This is a genomic window from Aeromonas sp. 3P, from assembly GCF_051919745.1.
GTDB classification, from domain to species: domain Bacteria; phylum Pseudomonadota; class Gammaproteobacteria; order Enterobacterales; family Aeromonadaceae; genus Aeromonas; species Aeromonas veronii.
Genome location: NZ_JBQBED010000001.1, coordinates 3,718,405 through 3,738,825, shown reverse-complemented (window position 1 = coordinate 3,738,825; position 20,421 = coordinate 3,718,405). Strand labels below are relative to the sequence as shown.

Sequence of the window (20,421 nt, the reverse complement as noted above, 5' to 3'; positions counted from 1 at the left end):
TTAATCCTTTCCGACGTGGAGAATCGCGAGGAAGGCTTCCTGCGGCACGTCGACACGGCCGAGGGACTTCATCCGCTTCTTACCTTCTTTCTGCTTGTTCAGCAGTTTCTTCTTACGACTCACGTCACCACCGTAGCACTTGGCGGTTACGTCTTTACGCAGAGCCTTGACAGTGCTGCGAGCGATGATCTGGTTGCCGATGGCCGCCTGAATGGCAATATCAAACATCTGGCGCGGGATCAGCTCACGCATCTTCTCCACCACCTGACGACCGCGATACTGGGCGTTGTCCTTGTGGGTGATGATGGCCAGGGCATCGACGCGCTCACCGTTGATCATGATATCCAGACGGACCATGTCGGAAGTTTCGAAACGCTTGAAACCGTAGTCCAGCGAGGCGTAACCGCGACTGGTGGATTTCAGACGGTCGAAGAAGTCGAGCACCACTTCCGCCATCGGGATTTCATAGGTCAGTGCCACCTGCTTGCCGTGATAGACCATGTTGGTCTGCACGCCACGCTTCTCGATACAGAGGGTGATCACGTTGCCCATGTACTCCTGCGGCAGCAGGATATGACACTCGGCGATCGGCTCGCGCATCTCCTTGATGCTGGTGATGGCGGGCATCTGGGCCGGGCTGTCGATATGGATGGTGGAACCGTCGGTCAGCTCGATCTCGTACACTACGGTCGGCGCCGTGGTGATCAGATCCAGATCGTATTCACGCTCCAGACGCTCCTGAATGATCTCCATGTGCAGCATGCCGAGGAAGCCGCAACGGAAGCCGAAGCCCAGCGCCGTGGAGCTCTCCGGTTCGAAGAACAGGGAGGCATCGTTCAGGGAGAGCTTGTCGAGGGCGTCACGGAACGACTCGTAGTCATCGCTGGAGATGGGGAACAGACCCGCATAAACCTGCGGCTTCACCTTCTTGAAGCCAGCCAGCGCCTTGTCGGCACCGTTTTTGGCCTGAGTCAGGGTATCGCCCACCGGCGCGCCGTGGATGTCCTTGATACCGCAGACAACCCAACCTACCTCGCCACAGCCCAGCCCCTGGGTATCCACCTGCTTTGGTGTGAAGATACCGATACGATCGACACCCCACACCTGACCGGTGCTCATCACCTTGATCTTGTCGTTCTTCTTCAAAGAACCGTTCTTGATCCGCACCAAAGAGACAACCCCCAGATAGGAGTCGAACCAGGAGTCGATGATCAGCGCCTGCAACGGGGCATCCGGGTCACCTTCCGGTGCCGGGATCTTGGCAACGATCTCTTCCAGCACCAGATCAACACCCAGACCGGTCTTGGCGGAGCAGCGCACCGCATCGACCGCGTCGATACCGACGATGTCTTCGATCTCCTCGGCAACCCGCTCGGGTTCCGCGGCCGGCAGGTCAATCTTGTTCAGCACCGGCACCACTTCCAGATCCATTTCCATGGCGGTATAGCAGTTGGCCAGAGTCTGTGCCTCAACCCCCTGGCCGGCATCCACCACCAGCAGCGCCCCTTCACAGGCCGCCAAAGAGCGGGAGACCTCGTAGGAGAAATCCACGTGGCCCGGGGTGTCGATAAAGTTCAGCTGGTAGGTGTTACCGTCTTGTGCCTGGTAGTTCAGGGTCACACTCTGTGCTTTAATGGTAATGCCGCGCTCGCGCTCCAAATCCATGGAGTCAAGCACCTGAGCCTGCATCTCGCGGTCGGACAAGCCACCGCAAGTCTGGATCAGACGGTCCGACAGGGTCGATTTACCGTGGTCGATGTGCGCAATAATCGAAAAGTTACGAATGTGTTTCATCGAGCAAGAGTCACTCAAAATTAGTTAAGGTCAGTTATGGAGGCGCGATTTTACTGGATAACCCGGCTGACGGCCATTCTTTAGTCGCCAGCGCCAGTGAAATAGCGCCTGTTCAGTCAGGGGAGGATGCGGACAGGGACGACAGCGCCGAGCATCTGCGGGCCGTAGCGCCCCTGATCCAGGCGGTTGGAAAAGTAACGAACCAGTAAAAAACCGATAGAGCCCCCCAGCAGGCAGGAGAGGATGGTGATCCCCTCCCCCCCCGAGAGCAGTGGCGCCAGCCAGAGTTGCCCCAGCAGGGCTCCGGCCAGCAAGCAGAAAAGCGGCAGCACATAGACCAGCGCCGCTCCGCGTAGCAGGCTCTCCTGCGGGATACCGAGCCTCACTTGCTGGCCAACCCGCACCTCGGCGGTCAGCCTGACTCGCAAGCGGGGAGCTTTCAGGGGAAACGCCTTGGCCACGGTGCCGGTACCGCAGTTGGATTGCTGCTGACAACCACTGCAGGCGGAGCGACGCTCGCACTCCACCCAGGCATGGTCACCCTCAATGGCCACCACGGTCGCCAGCTCTTCACTCATCTCATTCACGGCAACACCTCGGGTTCACACAATCAGGGGATCTGACCACGACTCGCCACGCTCGGCAAGCGGGGAAGAACCCCGCATCCCCCGTTACTGCACCGCTTCGTTGCGGGCCAGCGGCTGGACCGACTCGGCGATGCGCTTGGCGGTTTCGGCAGGCACCTCACCGACCACGGTGATCTCGACCCCCACCTCGTTGACATAGCTCACCAGCGAGGTCGCCCCCTGGCGGATCAGCTGCTGGCGCACCGCCTGCTTGGGATCGACCCGGGAGACGTAGACCGAGAGATCCACCAGCCCGTCGGAGAGCATCATGTAATCCACCGGCATACTGGTGGTCACCAGCTGGTGCCGGTCTTGCGACAGCACCTTGAAGCCATCGGGCAGCCAGGTGATCTGCCAGTTCAACTGCTGTTGTGGCGCCGGATAGGCATCCTCCAGCGCCAGCGCCGGAGGCTGCTTGCTGTTGGCAAGCTTCACCAGCCAGGGGGCCGGTTTGCTCTGCAGATCCAGCTCGACACCGAGCACCTGCTCCACCAGATTGCCTTCCCGCTCGACCATGTCGATCCGCAGCAGCAAGTGGCTCTGCTCATCAATCCAGAGCACGAAACCATATTTGTCGGCCTCTTTAGGCACCAGCCTTACCACCTGCGCCACCACACCGGCAACCCGGCTGCGGCCGGCCAGCACAGGATCATAGCTCTCCAGCACCTGTGCCAGCGGCATCTTCACCAGGGTCGACCAGATGCCGGGGAAGCGGGCATCCTTCAGGGTGTAGGGATCGTGGCTGTTTTCAAAGAAGGTGTATTCGTTCTGGCGCTGGAGATACTCGATCGCCTTGCCGTCGAGGTAACTGAGGTGGGCCACTTCCTTGCCGTTGATCACGGCATGGCTGATCCGGATCGGTTCAAGACGCCCCTGACGGGCCTTGACCATGGACAACTCGAAATTCTGTTGCTGCACGGCACTCTGCATCTGCTGCAACAAGGCCTCGGCCGACTTATCGTCGGCCGAGGCCTTGGCACTAATCAGCAGGAGAGAGGCCAGCAAAATACAGCTGGACTGGCGCACGTTTGTATCCCTGACAATTCGTTATTGTTGGATCTGTCTGTCTTGCAACAGGCGCTGCTGCAACTGGTGGTCACGCAGGAAGGCGTTGATCCGCTCCCGCTGCTCCTGCATCTGCTGTTCGGTCAGCCCCTGCTGACGGGCACGGGCGCCATCCTGTTGCGGATAGTGAACACTCACAGGCGCCGCACTGCCACCGATTGGAATGGTATTGAGTACCGGATTGGCCGGAACGCCATCTTGTCCCTGATACTGCTGCACCCCGAAGATAACTGCAGCGGCCACAGACGCTGCGATGGCATATTGACCCAGCTGCTGACCGACACGGCGGAACAACGGAACCACATTGGCATCAGTCTTGACCGGCGCAACGGCAGGTTGCAGCACGGGAGCCGCCTCGACCGGCTTGGGTGCCAGTATGGTGGGCTCATCCTCCAGCGCAGCCATGATGCTGTCACTGAGATCCAGTTGCAGATTGACCGGCAGGTCACCCCGCATGGCATCGCCGATCAGGTGGTAACGACCCCAGGTATCTTGCAAGTCGGAGTCCATCTCCAGCTCGTTCAGTACCTCTGCGTCACTCAGGTCACCATCCATCAGGGCAGAGATTTGCTCTTTATTTGCCATAAGTTAACCCGTCTTTCCCCAGTTAATTCTCGATCAGAGGTTGCAGCTTTTTATCGATTGCTTCCCTCGCCCGGAAGATACGGGATCTGACCGTACCCACAGGGCAATCCATGATTTCGGCAATCTCTTCGTAGCTCAGCCCTTCCAGTTCGCGAAGGGTGATAGCTGTCCTCAGGTCTTCCGGCAATGCCTCTATGGCTGAAAACACGGTGCGTTTGATCTCGTCAGTCAGCGCCAGGTTTTCGGGGGTTGAGACCTCTTGCAAGGCTTCACCACCACCATAAGACTCCGCTTCGTCAGCCTCCACATCACTGCTGGGCGGCCTGCGCCCCTGGGAGGTGAGATAATTCTTCGCCGTGTTCACGGCAATTCGGTACAACCAAGTGTAAAAAGCACTTTCGCCACGGAATGTCGGCAATGCACGGTAGGCTTTTATAAAGGCCTCTTGCGCCACATCGGGCACATCACCGGGATTGTTGACATACCTGGCAACCAGGTTGACCACCTTATGCTGGTATTTTTTTACCAACAGGTTGAAAGCTGCTTTATCGCCGCGCTGGACCCGTTCAACCAGCTGTTCGTCCAGTAGATTCTGGTCGCTCATCAGAGCCGTAAAACCCCCATCAGGTTATCGTTTTTCTTTTCCGGCCCTTCCTAAGCGCACAAGTTCAGACAGGGAGAATCAGAGAAAGTTCGCTTCAATTGAAAAAAATGTGATGCAGGCTGCATCCTCGCCCTCGCTTGGGCTACCATGGTGCCAGTTCTTAATCCAGGCCAATGATACTTATGAAAGCAAGTGTTGAATACCTTTGCGATGTACTGATCATTGGCAGCGGTGCCGCTGGTTTGTCCCTCGCGTTGCGATTGGCAGACCACGCCAAAGTCCTGGTTCTGAGCAAGGGGCCCATCAGTGAAGGGGCCACTTTCTATGCGCAAGGAGGCATCGCTGCCGTTTTCGACGAAACCGACAGCATCGAATCCCACGTGAGCGACACGCTCAACGCGGGCGCCGGGTTGTGTGACCCGGCAGTGGTGGAGTTCACCGCACGCCACGCCCGCGAGTCCATCCAGTGGCTCATTCAGCAAGGGGTCCCCTTCGATCAGGAGGAGAACGCCGACGGCGAGTCCCAGTACCACCTCACCCGGGAAGGGGGCCACAGCCATCGCCGCATCTTCCACGCGGCGGATGCCACCGGCAAGGCGGTGCAACTGACCCTGATCGATCAGGTGCGCGCCCACCCCAATATCCAGCTGATGGAGCGCTTCAACGCGGTCGACCTCATCACCACCCGCAAGCTCAACCTGCCGGGCAACAAGGTACTGGGCGCCTACGTCTGGAACCGCAACGCCGAGCAGGTCGAGGTGATCCGCGCCCGTTTCGTGGCACTGGCCACCGGCGGCGCCTCCAAGGTCTACCAGTACACTTCCAACCCAGATGTGAGCTCTGGCGATGGCATCGCCATGGCATGGCGGGCTGGCTGCCGGGTGGCAAACCTGGAGTTCAACCAGTTCCACCCCACCAGCCTGTTCCACCCCGATGACCCCAACTTCCTGCTGACCGAAGCGCTGCGTGGCGAGGGGGCCTATCTGCGCCGCCCGGACGGCAGCCGCTTTATGCCGGAGTTCGACGAGCGGGCCGAGCTGGCACCACGGGATATCGTCGCCCGCGCCATCGACCACGAGATGAAGAGGCTCGGGGCGGATTGCATGTATCTGGACATCAGCCACAAACCGGCCGACTTCATCATCAAGCACTTCCCGACCATTTATGAGCGCTGCCTCGCGGTCGGCATCGACATCACCAAGGAGCCGATGCCCATCGTGCCGGCCGCCCACTACACCTGTGGTGGCGTGATGATCGACAACAACGGCCAGACCGATATCCCCGGCCTATACGCCATCGGCGAAGTGACCTACACCGGTCTGCACGGCGCCAACCGCATGGCCTCCAACTCCCTGCTGGAATGCGTAGTCTATGCCCATCAGGCGGGTGCAGACATTCTGGCCAAGCTGCCGATGAGTGTGGAGCCGCCGCGCCTGCCGGTGTGGGACGAGAGCAAGGTGGAAGACTCCGACGAACTGGTGGTGATCCAGCACAACTGGCACGAACTGCGGTTGATGATGTGGGACTACGTGGGGATAGTGCGTACCAACAAACGCCTGGCCCGCGCCAAGCGCCGCATCGACCTGCTCAAGCAGGAGGTGCAGGAGTACTACGCCAACTTCCGCGTCTCCAACAACCTGCTGGAGCTGCGCAACCTGCTGCAGGTGGCCGAGCTTATCGTCAACTGCGCCCTGCAGCGCAAGGAGTCGCGCGGCCTGCACTACAACCTGGATTATCCGGATATGCTGCCGGACTCCAAACCGACCGTGCTGACCCCGGAGCGGGATTAATCCCCCTTCCCGTAAAGCGTTGCAGCAATCAGTGACCCCGCCCCGGCGGGGTCACTGTTTTTTCAGCAAATAGTGCCACCAACCACATGGCAGCGGCTTATCGCGATAAATCAGCGCATGGTCATCACGGAAAACAGGCGTCAGCGCCGGGACGGCAGAAAGTGGATGGCTCGCGCCAGCAGGCGGTAATGTTCGGGGGGAAGGGCATCGGAGAAGAGCCACAGTTGCCGTGGCGACACAGCTCCACTCTCTTGCAGTTCGGAACAAAGCGCCAGCCTGAGCACACCGGGCAGAATGCGGCTTTTCTTGTCGAGCTGATAGCGGCGACCTTGCCACTGCAACCACTGACCATCCCAGACAAGCTCGAACGGGGGCTCGGCAAGCGCACGCCAGCTCAGCCAGAGCGCCACCAGCCAGACGGGCAGCAACAGCGCCCACTGCCAACCGGCAATCAGGCCAGCCACCGGCCAGAGCAGCAACAGAAAGAGGGCCACCAGCAAATATTGCTGATGGCGGGAGGGGTGAACCTTCATGATCACCCGCTCCACGGTATTACCCCTGGCGGTCGTGGCGCGCCTGATTGCGCTCCAGGATCATCGGGATCATGGCGGCAAATGCGGGATCGGCAGGAACACCATGACCCATGCACCATTTGAACAGATCCGGATCGTCGCTCGCCAGCAGGCGGATAAAGGTCTGCTGATCGGCTTCGCTCAGGGAGTCGAACTCGTGTTCGAAAAAGGGCATAAAGATCACATCCAGCTCGAGCATACCGCGACGGCAGGCCCACTTCAGGCGGGATTTTTCAACTGGGCTCAACATGGCACTCTCCTTACAAAGACCGGGGGATGGTACCAGCTGGATTTTCCGGCTGACAAACATTAGTTACGTCTTTACCATGCAGCTCACATACTTTCTCTCTGGAATACCATCGTGAGCCTGCAACCACCTGTTTTTCCTGCCGAGCCGACCCGCTTCTCCCTGACCAAGCTGGCCATCACCCGTATCAGCGGCCAGGATCGCGTCAAATATCTGCAAGGTCAGGTCACCTGTGATGTCAACGCCCTGCAACCGGGGCAACAGACCCCGGGTGGCCACTGTGATCCCAAGGGCAAGCTGTGGAGCAATTTCCGCCTGCTCTGCCTCGACGACAGTCTGCTGCTGCTGACCAGCCCTTCCGTGTTGGAACGTCAGTTGCCGGAGCTGAAGAAATTTGCCGTCTTCTCCAAGGTCGAGATCGCCGCAGACGAACGCCACACCACCGGGATCGCCGGTACAGGCAGCGATGGCTGGATCGCCGAGCAGTTTGGCCTTCTGCAGAGCGGTCTTATCGATGGCGGCATGGCGGTGAAGATTGAGCAGGATCGCTGGCTGCTGGTGAGCAATCAGCAAGCCGACGCCCTGCCGCAAGGTGACGAATCACTCTGGTGGGGGCTCGAGATCAAGGCGGGCCTGCCACACATGGAAGCGGTGCATCAGGGGGAGTTCATCCCGCAGATGCTCAACCTGCAGGCACTGGACGGCATCAGCTTCAACAAGGGCTGCTACATGGGGCAAGAGACGGTGGCCCGCGCCAAGTATCGCGGCGCCAACAACCGCGCCCTGTTCCTGCTGGCGGGGACTACCGGCGAGCCGGTCGCCAGCGGCGATACCCTGGAGCTGCAACTGGGTGACAACTGGCGCCGCAGCGGCATGGTGCTCAACGCTTGGCAACAGGCCGGACAGGTGTGGCTCACCGCCGTACTGCCGAAAGATACCGAGGCTGACGCCCAATTCCGCCTCAAGCAGGACGAAGGCTCCCGCCTCACCCTGCAGCCCCTGCCTTACGCCCTGACCGAGTAAGGTCGGCTAGCGAGGCACCCGCGCCAGCAGTGCCTCCTTCAGCCAGCGCCCCGCCTGCCCCAGCGGGCGGGCGCGATGCCACTGCAACTCCAGCGCCAGCGCGTGGCTGGCGATAAAGTCCGGCTCCAGCACCACCACTTCGCCGCGAGCCAACGGCTGATGCAGCAGAAATTCCGGGATGGCGGACCAGCCAAGGCCCCGCTTGACCAGCTCCAGCACCCCGAGATCCCCCTCGACCCACCACACCTGAGCCGAGATGCGAAAACGCTGGCGCTCGCTCCCTTCCCGTCGGCCGGTGACCATCAGCTGACGTGCCCCCTGCAGATCGACCTCCCGCAGCGGCTGCTTGCGGGCCAGCGGATGATCCGGTGACACCACCAGCGGCATGGTCACCTCCCCCAGCGAATGGGCGACAATCTCCCGCTGGGGATGCACCTTCTGATAACTGATGCCGAGCTGGGCCCGACCGGTCACCAGCATCTCGGTCACATCCTCCATCAGCGGGAAGAGCAGCTCCAGCTCCACGGTCGGGTAGCGAGTGGCGAACTCCTCCAGCAGGGTGCCGAGCCAGGGGAGGTGGGAGTCATCATCGATGGCCAGAGTGAGCCGCGTCTCCACCCCGGCCGCCAGCGCCCCTGCAATGGATTGCAACCGTTCACTCTGCGCCAGCAGGATCCCCGCCTCCTGCACCATGCGGGCCCCCGCCTCCGTCAGCTGCGGATAGCGGCCGCTGCGATCAAACAGGGTGAGCGCCAGATCGATCTCCAAATTGGCGATGGCGCTGCTCACCACCGACTGCGCCTTGCCCAGCTTACGGGCGGCAGCGGAAAACGAGCCGGTTTCGGCGGCCGCCAGCAAGATCCTCAGTTGTTCCAGTGATGGCGTCATCTTATGGCCCTCCGGCAAGCCCTCTCATCCATCTATTTTAGCGATGGATACCAACATGAATCTATCGCTAAAGTTCTATAGATTAACCTGCAATTCGTGAATGAACCTGATTGAGAGAGTGACTTATGCGTACCCGTAACGATCGCCTGCGCCATGCCATTGGCTTTGAATTTATTGGCCTGCTGATTGCCGCCCCGCTGGCCAGCTGGGTTACCGGGGTAGGGCTCAACCATATGGGCCCGCTGGCACTGTTCTTCTCGGTGCTGGCCACCGTCTGGAACTACATCTACAACATCGGGGTCGACAAGCTGCTGCTCAAATATCAGGGCCATACCCACAAAACCCTGTGGCAACGGGTGCTGCATACCTTCGGCTTTGAGGGCGGTCTGCTGATCGTCGCGCTGCCGGTCATGTCCTGGTGGCTGAGCGTCAGCCTGCTGGAGGCGCTGGTGCTGGATCTGGGCTTCGTCGTCTTCTATCTGATCTATGCCTTCGTCTACAACTGGGGCTATGACAAGGTGTTCCCCATACCCCGCGAAGTGCCGCACGGCATGCCCCAAGAGGCGCGCTAAGGCACGAATCAGTTGGATTGAAACCGAGAAGTGAAGGTCAACAAGGGAAGGCAACAGAAGAAACGACACGGCCCCATCATGGCAGACATGATGAGGCCGCAAGAGGGATCAGTGCTGGCAGGCCGGCTGATTCAGAGGTAAGGATTCAGGCCTGTCCGTTGCTCAAGCCTGGGCCTTGAGCTCTTCGCCGCTTTCGTCGGCAGCGGCAGCCTCTTCAGGCTGTGCCTGGGCAGCCTGCAGCGCTTCCAGCTCGCTCTGATAATCGCTCAGGATCTGCTGGGCAACCGCCATATCTCCCTTGTGTTTGCGCTCGAACAGATGGTGCTGCACCACGCCGTTGAGATACTCCACTGTAATGGGCTGCTCCAGGGTGGCCATCAGCTCCTCTTTCTCCAGCTCGGCATTGATTTCATCGGCGGTCGTGCGCAGCAGCCCGGCCAATTGAACCAACATGCGGCGCTCACCTTCGCGCAGCAGGCTCAACATGCGGTTTCTCTGCTGCTCATTCTGTTGGGTCATACATTTCCTTACGTCAATTGGGAACAAGCCCGCTCATTCTGCCCTGTCCCCATGACAGCGTCTATCTCATGCCCCCCACAAATTTTTGGCGCTGGCTCACAAATGGCTACAGATGCTATTTGAAGCGGCTCTGGGGTATAGTAGCCGCTGATTTTCAGGCGCTTTTTTCACCTTCATCCGCAGAAAGGGATGAGACGGCAAGGGCGCCTGCCCGGTTTACCCCAACGAGGTGAAGATCCGCTTTATGACCGACGCCATTGTGGTGCTCTGCACCTGCCCAGATCAAACCAGTGCCGACCTTCTCTGCGAACAGCTGCTGAACCAGCAGTTGGCCGCCTGCATCAATCAACTGCCGGGCATTACCTCCGTCTATCGTTGGCAAGGCAAGGTGGAGCGCGCCACCGAGATCCAGCTCATCATCAAATCCCGCCAGTCGCGCTTTGCCGAGCTGCAGGCATGTATTCAGGCCAATCACCCCTATGAAGTGCCCGAGCTGCTGGCTCTGCCGGTGAGTGCCGGACTACCCGCCTATCTCGACTGGCTCAATGGGGAGACCGCATGACGTTCACCCGCTTGCTCTCTCCCCTGTTGCTGCTCTGTGCCCTGTTGACGACAGCGGTGGGCAGCTCCCCTGCCCACGCCAGCGGAGCCGATCTGCTCAGCTCGCTGGGCATTGAAGCCAACGCCAAACCCAAATTTTTGCAGGTCGATGAGGCCTTTCAGATCGAGAGCGAACAGCGTGGCGATCAGCTGCTGCTGACCCTCCACATCGCCGACGATTACTACCTCTATCGCCACAGCCTACGCTTCAAGGGGAACAACCTCACCTTCAGCGAGCCGACCCCGCCGGAAGGCACCGAGCACGAGGATGACTTCTTCGGCAAGACCCGGGTCTACTACCAGCAGGTGAGCATCGCGGTGCCGCTAAAGGAGGTGGGGGAAAATGCCACCCTGCGGGTGCGCTATCAGGGCTGTACCGACGGCCTCTGCTACCCGCCGACCGACAAGCTGATCGATGTGGCCCCGCTGGTTACGGCAACCACAGCATCTACTGCTGAAACGGCACAAAGCGTCGCACCGGTTAGCCAGCAGGATCAGCTCGCCGCCGCCCTCGGCAATCAGGGTTTTTGGCTCAGCATCGTCGCCTTCTTCGCGCTGGGGCTGGGGCTCGCCTTCACCCCCTGCGTCTTCCCCATGTATCCCATTCTGACCGGCATCATCGCCGGTGCTGGCCATCGCCTCTCTACCGGTCGCGCCTTCCTGCTCTCCTTTGTCTATGTGCAGGGGATGGCGGTCACCTACACCCTGCTGGGGCTGATAGTGGCCTCGGCGGGCCTGAAATTCCAGGCGGCGCTGCAACACCCCTATGTGCTGATCGGCCTCTCGGTGATGTTCGTGCTGCTGGCCCTCTCCATGTTCGGGCTCTACACCCTGCAACTGCCGAGCAGTTTGCAGACGCGTCTCTCCGGCCTCTCCAACCGCCAGCAGGGCGGCTCTGTGGTCGGGGTCGCCATCATGGGGATGATCTCCGGGCTGGTCTGCTCCCCCTGCACCACGGCACCGCTCTCGGGGGCGCTGATCTACGTGGCCCAGAGCGGCGATCTCTGGCTCGGCGGGGCGGCGCTCTATGCGCTGTCACTGGGGATGGGGCTACCGCTGCTGCTGCTCGGCACCTCGGGTGGCAAGTTGCTGCCCAAAGCAGGCGCCTGGATGGATGTGATCAAGCAGCTGTTTGGTTTTGCCCTGCTGGCGGTGCCGATCCTACTGCTGTCACGGCTCTGGAGCGACCAGATTGCTACTCTCGCCTGGCTTGGCTGGGGGCTGCTGCTGTGCGGCTACCTTTATCACCACAACCAGCATCAGCCCCACTCGGTGGCCAAAAGCGTGCGCGGCTTCGTGCTGTTGCTGGCGATGATCAGCGCCGTGGTTGTGGGCAAGGATCTGCTGCAACCGGCCGGTCCTGCTGCCGCCACGGCGGATGCCAGTCAAACGGCGCCGCAGTTTATCCGCGTCAAGACGCTGGATGATCTCAAGGTGCAGCTGGCCGCCGCCCGCGGCAAGCCGGTGCTGCTCGACCTCTACGCGGACTGGTGCGTCGCCTGCAAAGAGTTCGAGCACAAGACCTTCAGTGACCCAACCGTGCGCGAGCGCTTCGGCCAGATGGTGCTGCTGCAGGCGGATGTTACCGCCAACGACGATGCCGATATCGAGCTGCTCAACGGCCTCAATGTGCTGGGGCTGCCGACCCTGATCTTCTTCGACCGCGAGGGCAAGGAGCTGACAGGGCAGCGGGTCACCGGTTTTATGGGGCCTATCCCCTTTGCCAAACATCTCGAGATGGTAAGTGATGCACACTGAGTTGCGTCGGCTGCAGACAAGCGATGCACCTGCCTTGCAGCGGCTGTTCGAGCAGGCCCCCTCCTATCAGGCGGCGGTGAGCAATGACCCTCTCTCTGCACAGGCAGGAGAAAAGGAACTTGTCGCCTGCCCATCCGGCCTGCCTCTCTCCGACAAACATCTCATCGGCCGCTGGGAGCAGGGAGAACTCACCGCTGTCATTGATCTGCTGCGCGGCTACCCCAATCCAGACACCGCCTATCTGGGTCTGTTACTGGTGGGGGAACCCTGGCAAGGGAGTGGCCGTGGTCAGTCGCTCTATCTTCACGCCTGCACGCTGGCAAGCTCATGGGGGGCTACCCGGCTTCGCCTGTCAGTGATTGCCAGCAATGAGAGTGCTCTATCCTTCTGGCTGCGCAGAGGCTTCACCGAGTGCTATCGCCGCGAGCTGGCTGGTTATCGGGCCGAGGCCATCGTGCTGGAACGTTCACTGGAACCGTGAGCCGAGGTTTGCCGCCGCGCATTCGCGTGGCACAATCGCCCCTCTCGTTTTGCACTTGTCCGGAGTTTTGATGAAAAAGTGGTTCATCCCCCTGCTAGCCCTCTGGCTTTATGGCTGCAGTGCAGGGCCCGGTGAAGAGGATATCCGCCAGCAGGTCACCGCCAGGCTACTGGCCGAGACAGACGCCAACCTGTTCGATATCAGCGACTTCACCATCCTCGGCAAGGAGGAGCGGATGGAGGGGGTCTATCTGGTCAAGGTGAGTTACCAGCTCCACTTCAAGCAGGGGCTCGATCAGTTGCAGGTGTTGCACGACGAGGATCTGGTCTACGACCGGGTTGGCCCCTTCCAGCAGGAGATGGGGCTGATGGAGCTCGAGCGCAAATATGGCGAGTTCGAGGCGGGCCAGGTGCTGCCGCAAGAGGCCGAGGTGTGGATGATGAAGGACGAACAGGGCTGGCGGCTGGCGGAACCGGCCCAATAAAGCGCTTTCCGCCCCTTATGCTCTGCAACGACTGGACTGCCGTTGCCAACCAGCTCAAACCTGGGTATCGACCCGATACCCTTTTCGCTCGGCGGTTTCGCTCGGCAACTTGCTGGCCAACCCTGAGAGCACCTCCTTGAGGGTGACCCCGCTCTCTGCCGCGCCAATGCTCTCCAGCAGCTTGGCCAGCTGGTTCTGCAAGGGGTTCACCGCTTCGCTTTCGGCCCCTTGCTCGCTCTCTTTTTCCTGTCCGCCCTGCTGATCCAGCGTCTCCAGCAGGCGCTCCAGATCCCGCTTGAGCGGGTTTTCGCTGCTGTCGGCGATGGCGAGTTTGCGCTGTTCCTGCTCTTGCCGCTGTTGTTGCTGCAATGCCAACTGTTGCTCCTGCTGCTGTTGCAGGGAGCCCATCATGGTGTTGATGAACGCCTCCAGCGAATCCCTGATTGAAGCACTGCTCCCGCCGCCATCCGCCCCTAGCACCAGCTCGTCCAGCACAGCGCCAAGGTCGCGCACCAGGCTGTCACTGCCCGTTGATGGTGAAGTTGCAGCCCTCTCTTGTGCCTGCACAGCGGGAGAACCCTGCCGTTGCGCCAGCGGGCTGAGCCCGCCTGACGCGACCACATTTATCTCCATCTTGGCCCTCCTCTCCCCGTCCTCAGCTCTTTCTCGGCAAGTATTCCGGCAAGCAGACACACCCTCGTCCCCTTGGCAGATAACCGCTCTCACACCTAAAAGATAGCGCCAACCGGACGAGATTGGCGCGAATGCATCTTTTGGTCTATCGGGCGGAACGATAGTGCTAACCCGCTATAAACAAGGGCTGGCAAGGGGGCTTAGTTCAGCCATCACTGCACAGGCTGACAATGGGGGTCAGAAGATATCCTTCATCCGGTGCCACAACATTCCCAGTGCCAGCAGCGGGGAGCGCAGCGCCGGGCCGCCGGGGAAGGTGATATGGGGCACGCTGGCAAAGAGATCGAAACCCCGGCTCTCGCCGCGGATCGCCTCGGCCACCAGCTTGCCCGCCATATGGGTAGCGTTGAGACCGTGACCCGAATAGGCCTGGGCGTATAGCACGTTTGGGTATTCCTTCAAGCGGCCAATCTGCGGCAGCCGGTTGGCGCCGATCCCGATCATGCCCCCCCACTGAAACTCGATGGCAGTGCCAGCCAGCTCGGGGAAGACTCGCAGCAGCTTGGGCAACATAAAGGCCTTGATATCCTTCGGATCTCGCCCCGAATAGTTGCAGGCCCCGCCAAACAGCAGGCGACCATCGGCGGAGAGGCGGTAGTAGTCTAGCGCCACGTTCTGATCGCACACCGCCATGTTTTGCGGCAGCAAGCGCTGGCGCAAGCGGCGATCCAGCACTTCGGTGGCGAGGATATAGGAGCCGGCCGGTAGCACCCGCCCTCCCAGCTCCGGATTGAGGTCGTTGAGATAGGCGTTGCAGCCGATCACCAGATAATCGGCGGTGACCCGCCCATGAGCCGTGGTCACCTCGACCTGCTTGCCGTAATCGATATGGGTCACCCGGGAGTGTTCAAACAGGGAAACCCCGAGGCTGGCAGCGGCGCGCGCCTCGCCCAGCGCCAGATTGAGAGGATGCAGGTGGCCGGAGCCCATGTCGATAAGGCCGCCGATATAGCGATCAGACCCCACCACGCTATGGATATCTTCTCGCGGCACCAGCTTCAACTCGTGCTCATACCCCAGACTCGCCAGATGGTCGAGCTCCTCTTCGAAGCCGGCCAGATGGCGCTGACGGGTGGCCAGATCGCAGTAACCCCAGGTGAGGTCGCAGTCGATATTGAAACGCTCAACCCGCTCGCGCACCAGCTGCACCGCCTCCAGCCCCATCAGGTCGAGTTCGCGCACCCCTTCCTCACCAATCCAGCGGGCGAACTGGCTGGTATCGTGACCGATACCGCGAATAAGCTGGCCGCCGTTGCGCCCGGAGGCGCCCCAGCCGATACGGTTGGCCTCCAGCAAGGCGACCTTGTACCCGGCATCCGCCAGATTGATGGCGGTATTGAGACCGGTAAAGCCGCCGCCGATGATGCAGACGTCAGCCTTGTGCTCCCCCTCCAGCTCGGGCCACTGTTGCGGGTCGTTGCGGGTGGCCGCGTAGTAGGAGGCGACGTGCTCCTGATATCCGTTGTGCTTTCCTGCCTGCATACTCAGCATCCTGCCTTGGTTGCAAATTGTTTAATAAAATAAGCAAAGTTGTTTCGATAATACCCAGTTCCTCCTCCACTCACCAACCGGTGCGGATCACAGAAATGCAAAAGGCGCCCCGAAGGGCGCCTTTTCATGCAATCAAGGTGCTGTAACGAATTACAGTACGTCGATGGCGTTCAGGTCGGAGAATGCTTTCTCCAGACGAGCGATCATGGAAGTCTGACCTTCACGCAGCCATACGCGCGGATCGTAGTACTTCTTGTTCGGCTTGTCGGCGCCTTCCGGGTTGCCCAGCTGGCCTTGCAGGTAAGCTTCGTTCTTCTTGTAGAAGTTCAGCAGACCTTCCCAGGTTGCCCACTGGGTGTCGGTGTCGATGTTCATCTTCACTACGCCGTAGGAGATGGACTCGCGGATCTCTTCCAGAGTGGAACCTGAACCACCGTGGAATACGAAGTCCAGAGACTTGGCTGGAACGCCAAACTTCTCGGAAACGTACTTCTGGGAAGCGTCCAGAATGGACGGGGTCAGCTTGACGTTACCCGGCTTGTATACACCGTGTACGTTGCCGAAGGAGGCAGCGATGGTGAAACGCGGGCTGATCTTGGACAGACGCTCGTAAGCGTAAGCAACATCTTCCGGCTGGGTGTACAGAGCGGACTGATCCATGTGGCTGTTGTCGACGCCGTCTTCTTCGCCACCGGTGCAACCCAGTTCCAGCTCCAGAGTCATGTTCATCTTGGCCATGCGGGTCAGGTACTCGCAGCAGATGTCGATGTTCTCTTCCAGAGACTCTTCGGACAGATCCAGCATGTGGGAGGAGAACAGCGGCTTGCCGGTTTCAGCAAAGTGCTTCTCGCCCGCTTCCAGCAGACCGTCGATCCACGGCAGCAGCTTCTTGGCAGCGTGGTCGGTGTGCAGGATTACCGGCACGCCGTAAGCTTCGGCAACAGCGTGAACGTGCTTGGCACCAGAGATGGCACCCAGGATGGCAGCTTTCTGACCTTCCAGCTTCAGACCCTTACCGGCGGTGAACACGGCACCACCGTTGGAGAACTGAACGATAACCGGCGCTTTAACCTTGGCGGCAGCTTCCAGTACGGCGTTCACGGAGTCGGTACCAACGCAGTTTACGGCCGGCAGAGCAAAGCCGTTCTCTTTAGCGATGGCGAACACTTTCTGAACGTCATCACCAGTGATCACGCCGGGTTTTACGAAGTCGAAAATTTTCTTAGACATGTTTAATCGTCCTGTCTCGTATGCCGTTAATAAAAAATGGGGGGTTCATCATGAACCGGCACAGCGGGCACATGATAAACGAAACGGGAGGCTTTTGCCCCCCGTTCCGGGTCAATTAGGCTTTGGCGCGCTGTTCCAGAATCGCAACAGCCGGCAGTACCTTGCCTTCTACGAACTCCAGGAAGGCGCCGCCGCCAGTGGAGATGTAGGAGACTTTGTCAGCGATGCCGAACTTGTCGATGGCAGCCAGGGTGTCACCACCGCCAGCGATGGAGAAGGCCGGAGAAGCAGCGATGGCTTCAGCGATCACCTTGGTGCCTTCGGCGAACTGGTCAAACTCGAATACACCAACCGGGCCGTTCCACAGGATGGTCTTGGCGTTCATGATGATGTCAGCCAGGGCCTTGGCAGAATCCGGGCCGATGTCGAAGATCATGTCGCCGTCGGTCACGTCAGAGACGGACTTGATGGTGGCCGGAGTGGACTCGGAGAACTCGGCACCTACAACCACGTCGGTGGTCACAGGAATGTTGGTCTCGGCAGCCAGTTTCTTGGCGGTGTCGATCAGGTCGTGCTCGCACAGGGACTTGCCGACGTTGTGACCGGCAGCAGCGATGAAGGTGTTGGCGATGCCACCACCGACAACCAGCTGGTCAGCGATTTTGGAGAGGGATTCCAGTACGGTCAGCTTGGTGGAGACCTTGGAGCCGCCAACGATGGCAACCATCGGGCGCTCGGGCTTCAGCATGGCTTTGCCCAGGGCTTCCAGTTCACCCGCCAGCAGCGGACCGGCACAAGCAACAGGTGCGAACTGAGCAACACCGTAGGTGGAACCTTCGGCGCGGTGAGCAGTACCGAACGCATCCATTACAAAGACATCACACAGGGCGGCGTATTTTTTGGCCAGCTCTTCGGTGTTCTTCTTCTCGCCTTTGTTGAAGCGGCAGTTTTCCAGCACAACCAGCTCACCGGCAGCGACTTCTACGCCATCCAGGTAATCCTTGGCCAGGCGAACCGGGCAGGACAGAGCGTCTTTCAGATAGTTGACAACCGGAGCCAGGGAGAATTCTTCGTTGTATTCACCCTCGGTCGGACGACCCAGGTGGGAGGTGATCATCAGCTTGGCGCCCTTTTCCAGAGCCAGCTTGATGGTCGGCAGAGTCGCAACGATACGTGCATCGGAGGTGACCTTGCCGTCTTTTACCGGTACGTTCAGGTCAGCACGGATCAGAACGCGTTTACCCGCCAGATCCAGGTCAGTCATCTTGATAACAGACATATTCAGTCCTCTATATTTTCCAGGTAATGTTAAAAACAGTAACCTTTCGCCCGGGGCAGGCTCAGCCTGCGGCCATCATGGCCCGGGTGGTATCCAGCATCCGGTTCGCGAAGCCCCATTCGTTATCGCACCACATCAACATCTTGACGAGGTTGGCATCGCTCACCCGGGTCTGGGTACCATCAATGATGCAGGAGTGTGCATCATGATTGAAGTCTACGGAGACCAGCGGTTCTTCCGTGTAATCCAGAATACCGTGTAATGTACCTCTGGATGCCCGTTGCAGGGCTTGATTTACGTCAGTAACTGTCACTTTTTTACGAACAGTAATACTGAGATCCATCGCTGTTACATTGATGGTCGGCACCCGCACCGCGATCGCCTCGAACTTGCCGGCGAAGTGGGGCAGGATACGCTCCAGCCCCTTTGCCAGCTTGGTGTCCACCGGAATGATGGACTGACTGGCAGCGCGGGTTCGGCGCAAGTCACTGTGGTAGGCATCGATGACTTGCTGATCATGCATGGCCGAATGAATTGTCGTAATAGTACCACAATTTATCTCGAATTCTCGATGCAATGTTTCAATCACCGGCACCACGCAGTTGGTGGTACAGGAGGCGTTGGAGACGATCCGCTCCGCTCCGGTGAGGGTATGATGGTTGACCCCGTAGACCACGGTGGCATCCACATCGGCATCCGCCGGGTGGGAGAAGAGCACCTTGCCCGCCCCCGCCGCCAGATGCAGCTCGGCATCGGCCCGCGAGCCGAATACCCCGGTACAATCGAGCACCACGTCCACCCCCAGCGCCCGCCACGGCAGCTTTGACGGATACCGCTCGGCAAACAGGGAGATGAGATCCTCCCCCACCAGCATGCTGTTGCCCGCCAGTTGCACCGGATGGTGGAAGCGACCGTGACTGGTATCGTAACGGGTCAGGTGCACCATGGCCTCGGGGGCCGCCAGCTCGTTGATGGCGACGATCTTGATGGTCTTGTCGCGCCCGCTTTCATAGAGGGCTCGCAACACGTTGCGACCGATCCGCCCGTAACCATTGATGGCAATCTTGATCATCGAGAATCCGTTTCCTTGAACCAGCAACAGGGCGGCGCACCGGCCGCCCGGGAGCCCCGGCTACGACAGCAGGGCCTCCTTGAATTCACCGCGGGCCAGCAGTGCGGCCCCGAATACCCCGGCACTGTCACCAAGGGCAGGAGCAATAATGGGGGTTGCGAAGCGGGGATTAAAGAGGAAGGGCAAAATTGTCTGTCGCCCCACGCTGTAGAGGCTCTGCACGTTGCCCACACCGCCGCCGATGACAATAACATCCGGGTCGAGAATGTTGACCACGTTGGCCAGCGCCTGACCAAACAGCAGATGCAGCCGGTCGATGGTGAGCCTGGCCACATGATCGTGAGCCGTGGCGGCCGCGATTTGGGCGAGCGAGAGGCGGCGCTTGGCCTTGGCCTCGTACCAGGCCTCCAGCGCCGGGCCGCTGATCAGGGTCTCGACGCAGCCGTGCTTGCCACAGTAGCACTCGGGGCCGTCGGGAGAGAGCACGTTGTGGCCCCACTCACCGGCAATGCCGTGATGACCGTTGAGAATGCGGCCGTTGATGACGATGCCGGAGCCGACCCCGGTGCCCATGATGATGCCGAATACAACCTTGGCATCGGGATGGTGCTGACGCACCGCCCCCAGATGAGTTTCTGCCAGCGCGAAGCAGTTGGCATCGTTGGCGATCAGCACCGGCACGCCCAGCTTGCGTTCCAAATCCTCCTTGAACGGCTTGCCATTGAGCTCGGTGGTGTTGCAGTTTTTCATCAGGCCGGTCTGCGGATCCCGCGCCCCCGGTGTGCCCATGCCGATGACAGCCGGGCGCTGGCCAATCTTCTCGGCGCACTCAGCTACCAGCTTGGCGATCTGGCCGATCATATGGTCATAACCGCCCGCCCGCTCGGTGGGGATGCGGTGGCGCAGCAGCACCTCGTCACCCTCCAGCACCACGCATTCACACTTGGTACCGCCAAGATCGATACCCCAATCCAGTGACTTGCTGCTCATCTTGCCTCCTGCACTGGCGCCACGCTCTCGTCATCGCAGCGCCATTTTTTAATGTAAA

The 20,421-nt window shown here is 60.1% G+C and carries 22 protein-coding genes; 7 read left to right on the top strand and 15 right to left on the bottom strand.

The genetic code is table 11. The features are described from left to right. From lepA to rpoE, 5 genes are all read right to left on the bottom strand, one after another. Window positions 1–1,794: a translation elongation factor 4 gene (lepA, locus tag ACTG19_RS17390; RefSeq protein ID WP_005335396.1), complete on the bottom strand. Its 1,794-nt coding sequence runs from the start codon at window positions 1,792–1,794 to the stop codon at window positions 1–3. A 116-nt stretch (window positions 1,795–1,910) separates the two neighbouring features. Next, window positions 1,911–2,372, bottom strand: coding sequence for a SoxR reducing system RseC family protein (locus tag ACTG19_RS17385; protein WP_257687812.1), 462 nt, complete (start codon window positions 2,370–2,372; stop codon window positions 1,911–1,913). Between the two features lie 93 nt (window positions 2,373–2,465). Next, window positions 2,466–3,446, bottom strand: a complete 981-nt coding sequence (locus ACTG19_RS17380; protein ID WP_439989327.1) for a MucB/RseB C-terminal domain-containing protein — start codon at window positions 3,444–3,446, stop codon at window positions 2,466–2,468. A gap of 21 nt (window positions 3,447–3,467) precedes the next feature. Beyond that, window positions 3,468–4,070 carry an RseA family anti-sigma factor gene (locus ACTG19_RS17375; protein ID WP_128835004.1) on the bottom strand — a complete coding sequence of 201 codons (603 nt, stop codon included), beginning with the start codon at window positions 4,068–4,070 and terminating at the stop codon, window positions 3,468–3,470. Window positions 4,071–4,092: 22 nt separating this feature from the next. After that, window positions 4,093–4,674 (bottom strand): RNA polymerase sigma factor RpoE, encoded by a 582-nt coding sequence (rpoE, locus tag ACTG19_RS17370; protein ID WP_005335411.1) that lies wholly within the window; start codon window positions 4,672–4,674, stop codon window positions 4,093–4,095. A gap of 182 nt (window positions 4,675–4,856) precedes the next feature. Between rpoE and nadB the strand changes: the two genes are divergently transcribed. Beyond that, complete coding sequence (gene nadB / locus ACTG19_RS17365; RefSeq protein WP_005354382.1) at window positions 4,857–6,464, top strand: L-aspartate oxidase; 1,608 nt, start codon at window positions 4,857–4,859, stop codon at window positions 6,462–6,464. Between the two features lie 140 nt (window positions 6,465–6,604). Here nadB and ACTG19_RS17360 read toward each other — a convergent pair whose 3' ends face one another. Then, window positions 6,605–6,997: a protein YgfX gene (locus tag ACTG19_RS17360; RefSeq protein ID WP_201954519.1), complete on the bottom strand. Its 393-nt coding sequence runs from the start codon at window positions 6,995–6,997 to the stop codon at window positions 6,605–6,607. Between the two features lie 19 nt (window positions 6,998–7,016). Next, complete coding sequence (locus ACTG19_RS17355; RefSeq protein ID WP_005335417.1) at window positions 7,017–7,286, bottom strand: FAD assembly factor SdhE; 270 nt, start codon at window positions 7,284–7,286, stop codon at window positions 7,017–7,019. A gap of 111 nt (window positions 7,287–7,397) precedes the next feature. Here ACTG19_RS17355 and ygfZ point away from each other — a divergent pair, with 111 nt between their 5' ends. Beyond that, window positions 7,398–8,306, top strand: coding sequence for a tRNA-modifying protein YgfZ (ygfZ, locus tag ACTG19_RS17350; protein ID WP_439989326.1), 909 nt, complete (start codon window positions 7,398–7,400; stop codon window positions 8,304–8,306). A gap of 6 nt (window positions 8,307–8,312) precedes the next feature. Here ygfZ and ACTG19_RS17345 read toward each other — a convergent pair whose 3' ends face one another. Next, window positions 8,313–9,194, bottom strand: coding sequence for a LysR family transcriptional regulator (locus ACTG19_RS17345; protein ID WP_257687797.1), 882 nt, complete (start codon window positions 9,192–9,194; stop codon window positions 8,313–8,315). 125 nt (window positions 9,195–9,319) lie between these two features. On the opposite strand from ACTG19_RS17345, the gene ACTG19_RS17340 reads away from it, so the two are divergent. Further along, entirely contained in the window at window positions 9,320–9,766 is a 447-nt protein-coding gene (locus ACTG19_RS17340) for a PACE efflux transporter (protein WP_047436069.1), read from the top strand. 162 nt (window positions 9,767–9,928) lie between these two features. Here the strand turns inward: ACTG19_RS17340 and ACTG19_RS17335 are convergent, their stop codons facing one another. Beyond that, window positions 9,929–10,285 (bottom strand): hypothetical protein, encoded by a 357-nt coding sequence (locus ACTG19_RS17335; RefSeq protein WP_005362699.1) that lies wholly within the window; start codon window positions 10,283–10,285, stop codon window positions 9,929–9,931. Between the two features lie 244 nt (window positions 10,286–10,529). On the opposite strand from ACTG19_RS17335, the gene cutA reads away from it, so the two are divergent. From cutA to ACTG19_RS17315, 4 genes are all read left to right on the top strand, one after another. Next, window positions 10,530–10,847, top strand: coding sequence for a divalent-cation tolerance protein CutA (gene cutA, locus ACTG19_RS17330; protein ID WP_120415501.1), 318 nt, complete (start codon window positions 10,530–10,532; stop codon window positions 10,845–10,847). Further along, the gene (locus ACTG19_RS17325; protein WP_257687798.1) at window positions 10,844–12,643 is read left to right on the top strand and encodes a protein-disulfide reductase DsbD; all 1,800 of its coding nucleotides are present in this window, start codon (window positions 10,844–10,846) and stop codon (window positions 12,641–12,643) included. Before cutA ends, ACTG19_RS17325 begins: the two co-directional genes overlap by 4 nt. Continuing rightward, a complete protein-coding gene (locus ACTG19_RS17320; RefSeq protein WP_257687799.1) occupies window positions 12,633–13,124 on the top strand; it encodes a GNAT family N-acetyltransferase in 492 nt (163 codons plus the stop codon). Before ACTG19_RS17325 ends, ACTG19_RS17320 begins: the two co-directional genes overlap by 11 nt. Before the next feature lie 70 nt (window positions 13,125–13,194). Further along, the gene (locus ACTG19_RS17315; RefSeq protein WP_257687800.1) at window positions 13,195–13,608 is read left to right on the top strand and encodes a hypothetical protein; all 414 of its coding nucleotides are present in this window, start codon (window positions 13,195–13,197) and stop codon (window positions 13,606–13,608) included. 54 nt (window positions 13,609–13,662) lie between these two features. On the opposite strand, the gene ACTG19_RS17310 is transcribed toward ACTG19_RS17315, so the two are convergent. The 6 genes from ACTG19_RS17310 to ACTG19_RS17285 form a co-directional block, all read right to left on the bottom strand. Beyond that, on the bottom strand, window positions 13,663–14,241 hold the full coding sequence (locus tag ACTG19_RS17310) for a hypothetical protein (RefSeq protein WP_257687801.1): 579 nt from the start codon (window positions 14,239–14,241) through the stop codon (window positions 13,663–13,665). A gap of 237 nt (window positions 14,242–14,478) precedes the next feature. Further along, window positions 14,479–15,783, bottom strand: coding sequence for an NAD(P)/FAD-dependent oxidoreductase (locus ACTG19_RS17305; RefSeq protein WP_257687802.1), 1,305 nt, complete (start codon window positions 15,781–15,783; stop codon window positions 14,479–14,481). Window positions 15,784–15,942: 159 nt separating this feature from the next. After that, the gene (fbaA, locus tag ACTG19_RS17300) at window positions 15,943–17,022 is read right to left on the bottom strand and encodes a class II fructose-bisphosphate aldolase (RefSeq protein WP_005340963.1); all 1,080 of its coding nucleotides are present in this window, start codon (window positions 17,020–17,022) and stop codon (window positions 15,943–15,945) included. A 115-nt stretch (window positions 17,023–17,137) separates the two neighbouring features. Further along, complete coding sequence (locus ACTG19_RS17295) at window positions 17,138–18,301, bottom strand: phosphoglycerate kinase (RefSeq protein WP_005335436.1); 1,164 nt, start codon at window positions 18,299–18,301, stop codon at window positions 17,138–17,140. A gap of 61 nt (window positions 18,302–18,362) precedes the next feature. After that, complete coding sequence (gene epd, locus ACTG19_RS17290) at window positions 18,363–19,373, bottom strand: erythrose-4-phosphate dehydrogenase (RefSeq protein WP_257687803.1); 1,011 nt, start codon at window positions 19,371–19,373, stop codon at window positions 18,363–18,365. A 60-nt stretch (window positions 19,374–19,433) separates the two neighbouring features. After that, window positions 19,434–20,363, bottom strand: coding sequence for an ROK family protein (locus ACTG19_RS17285; RefSeq protein WP_113739612.1), 930 nt, complete (start codon window positions 20,361–20,363; stop codon window positions 19,434–19,436). Window positions 20,364–20,421 lie beyond the last annotated feature (58 nt).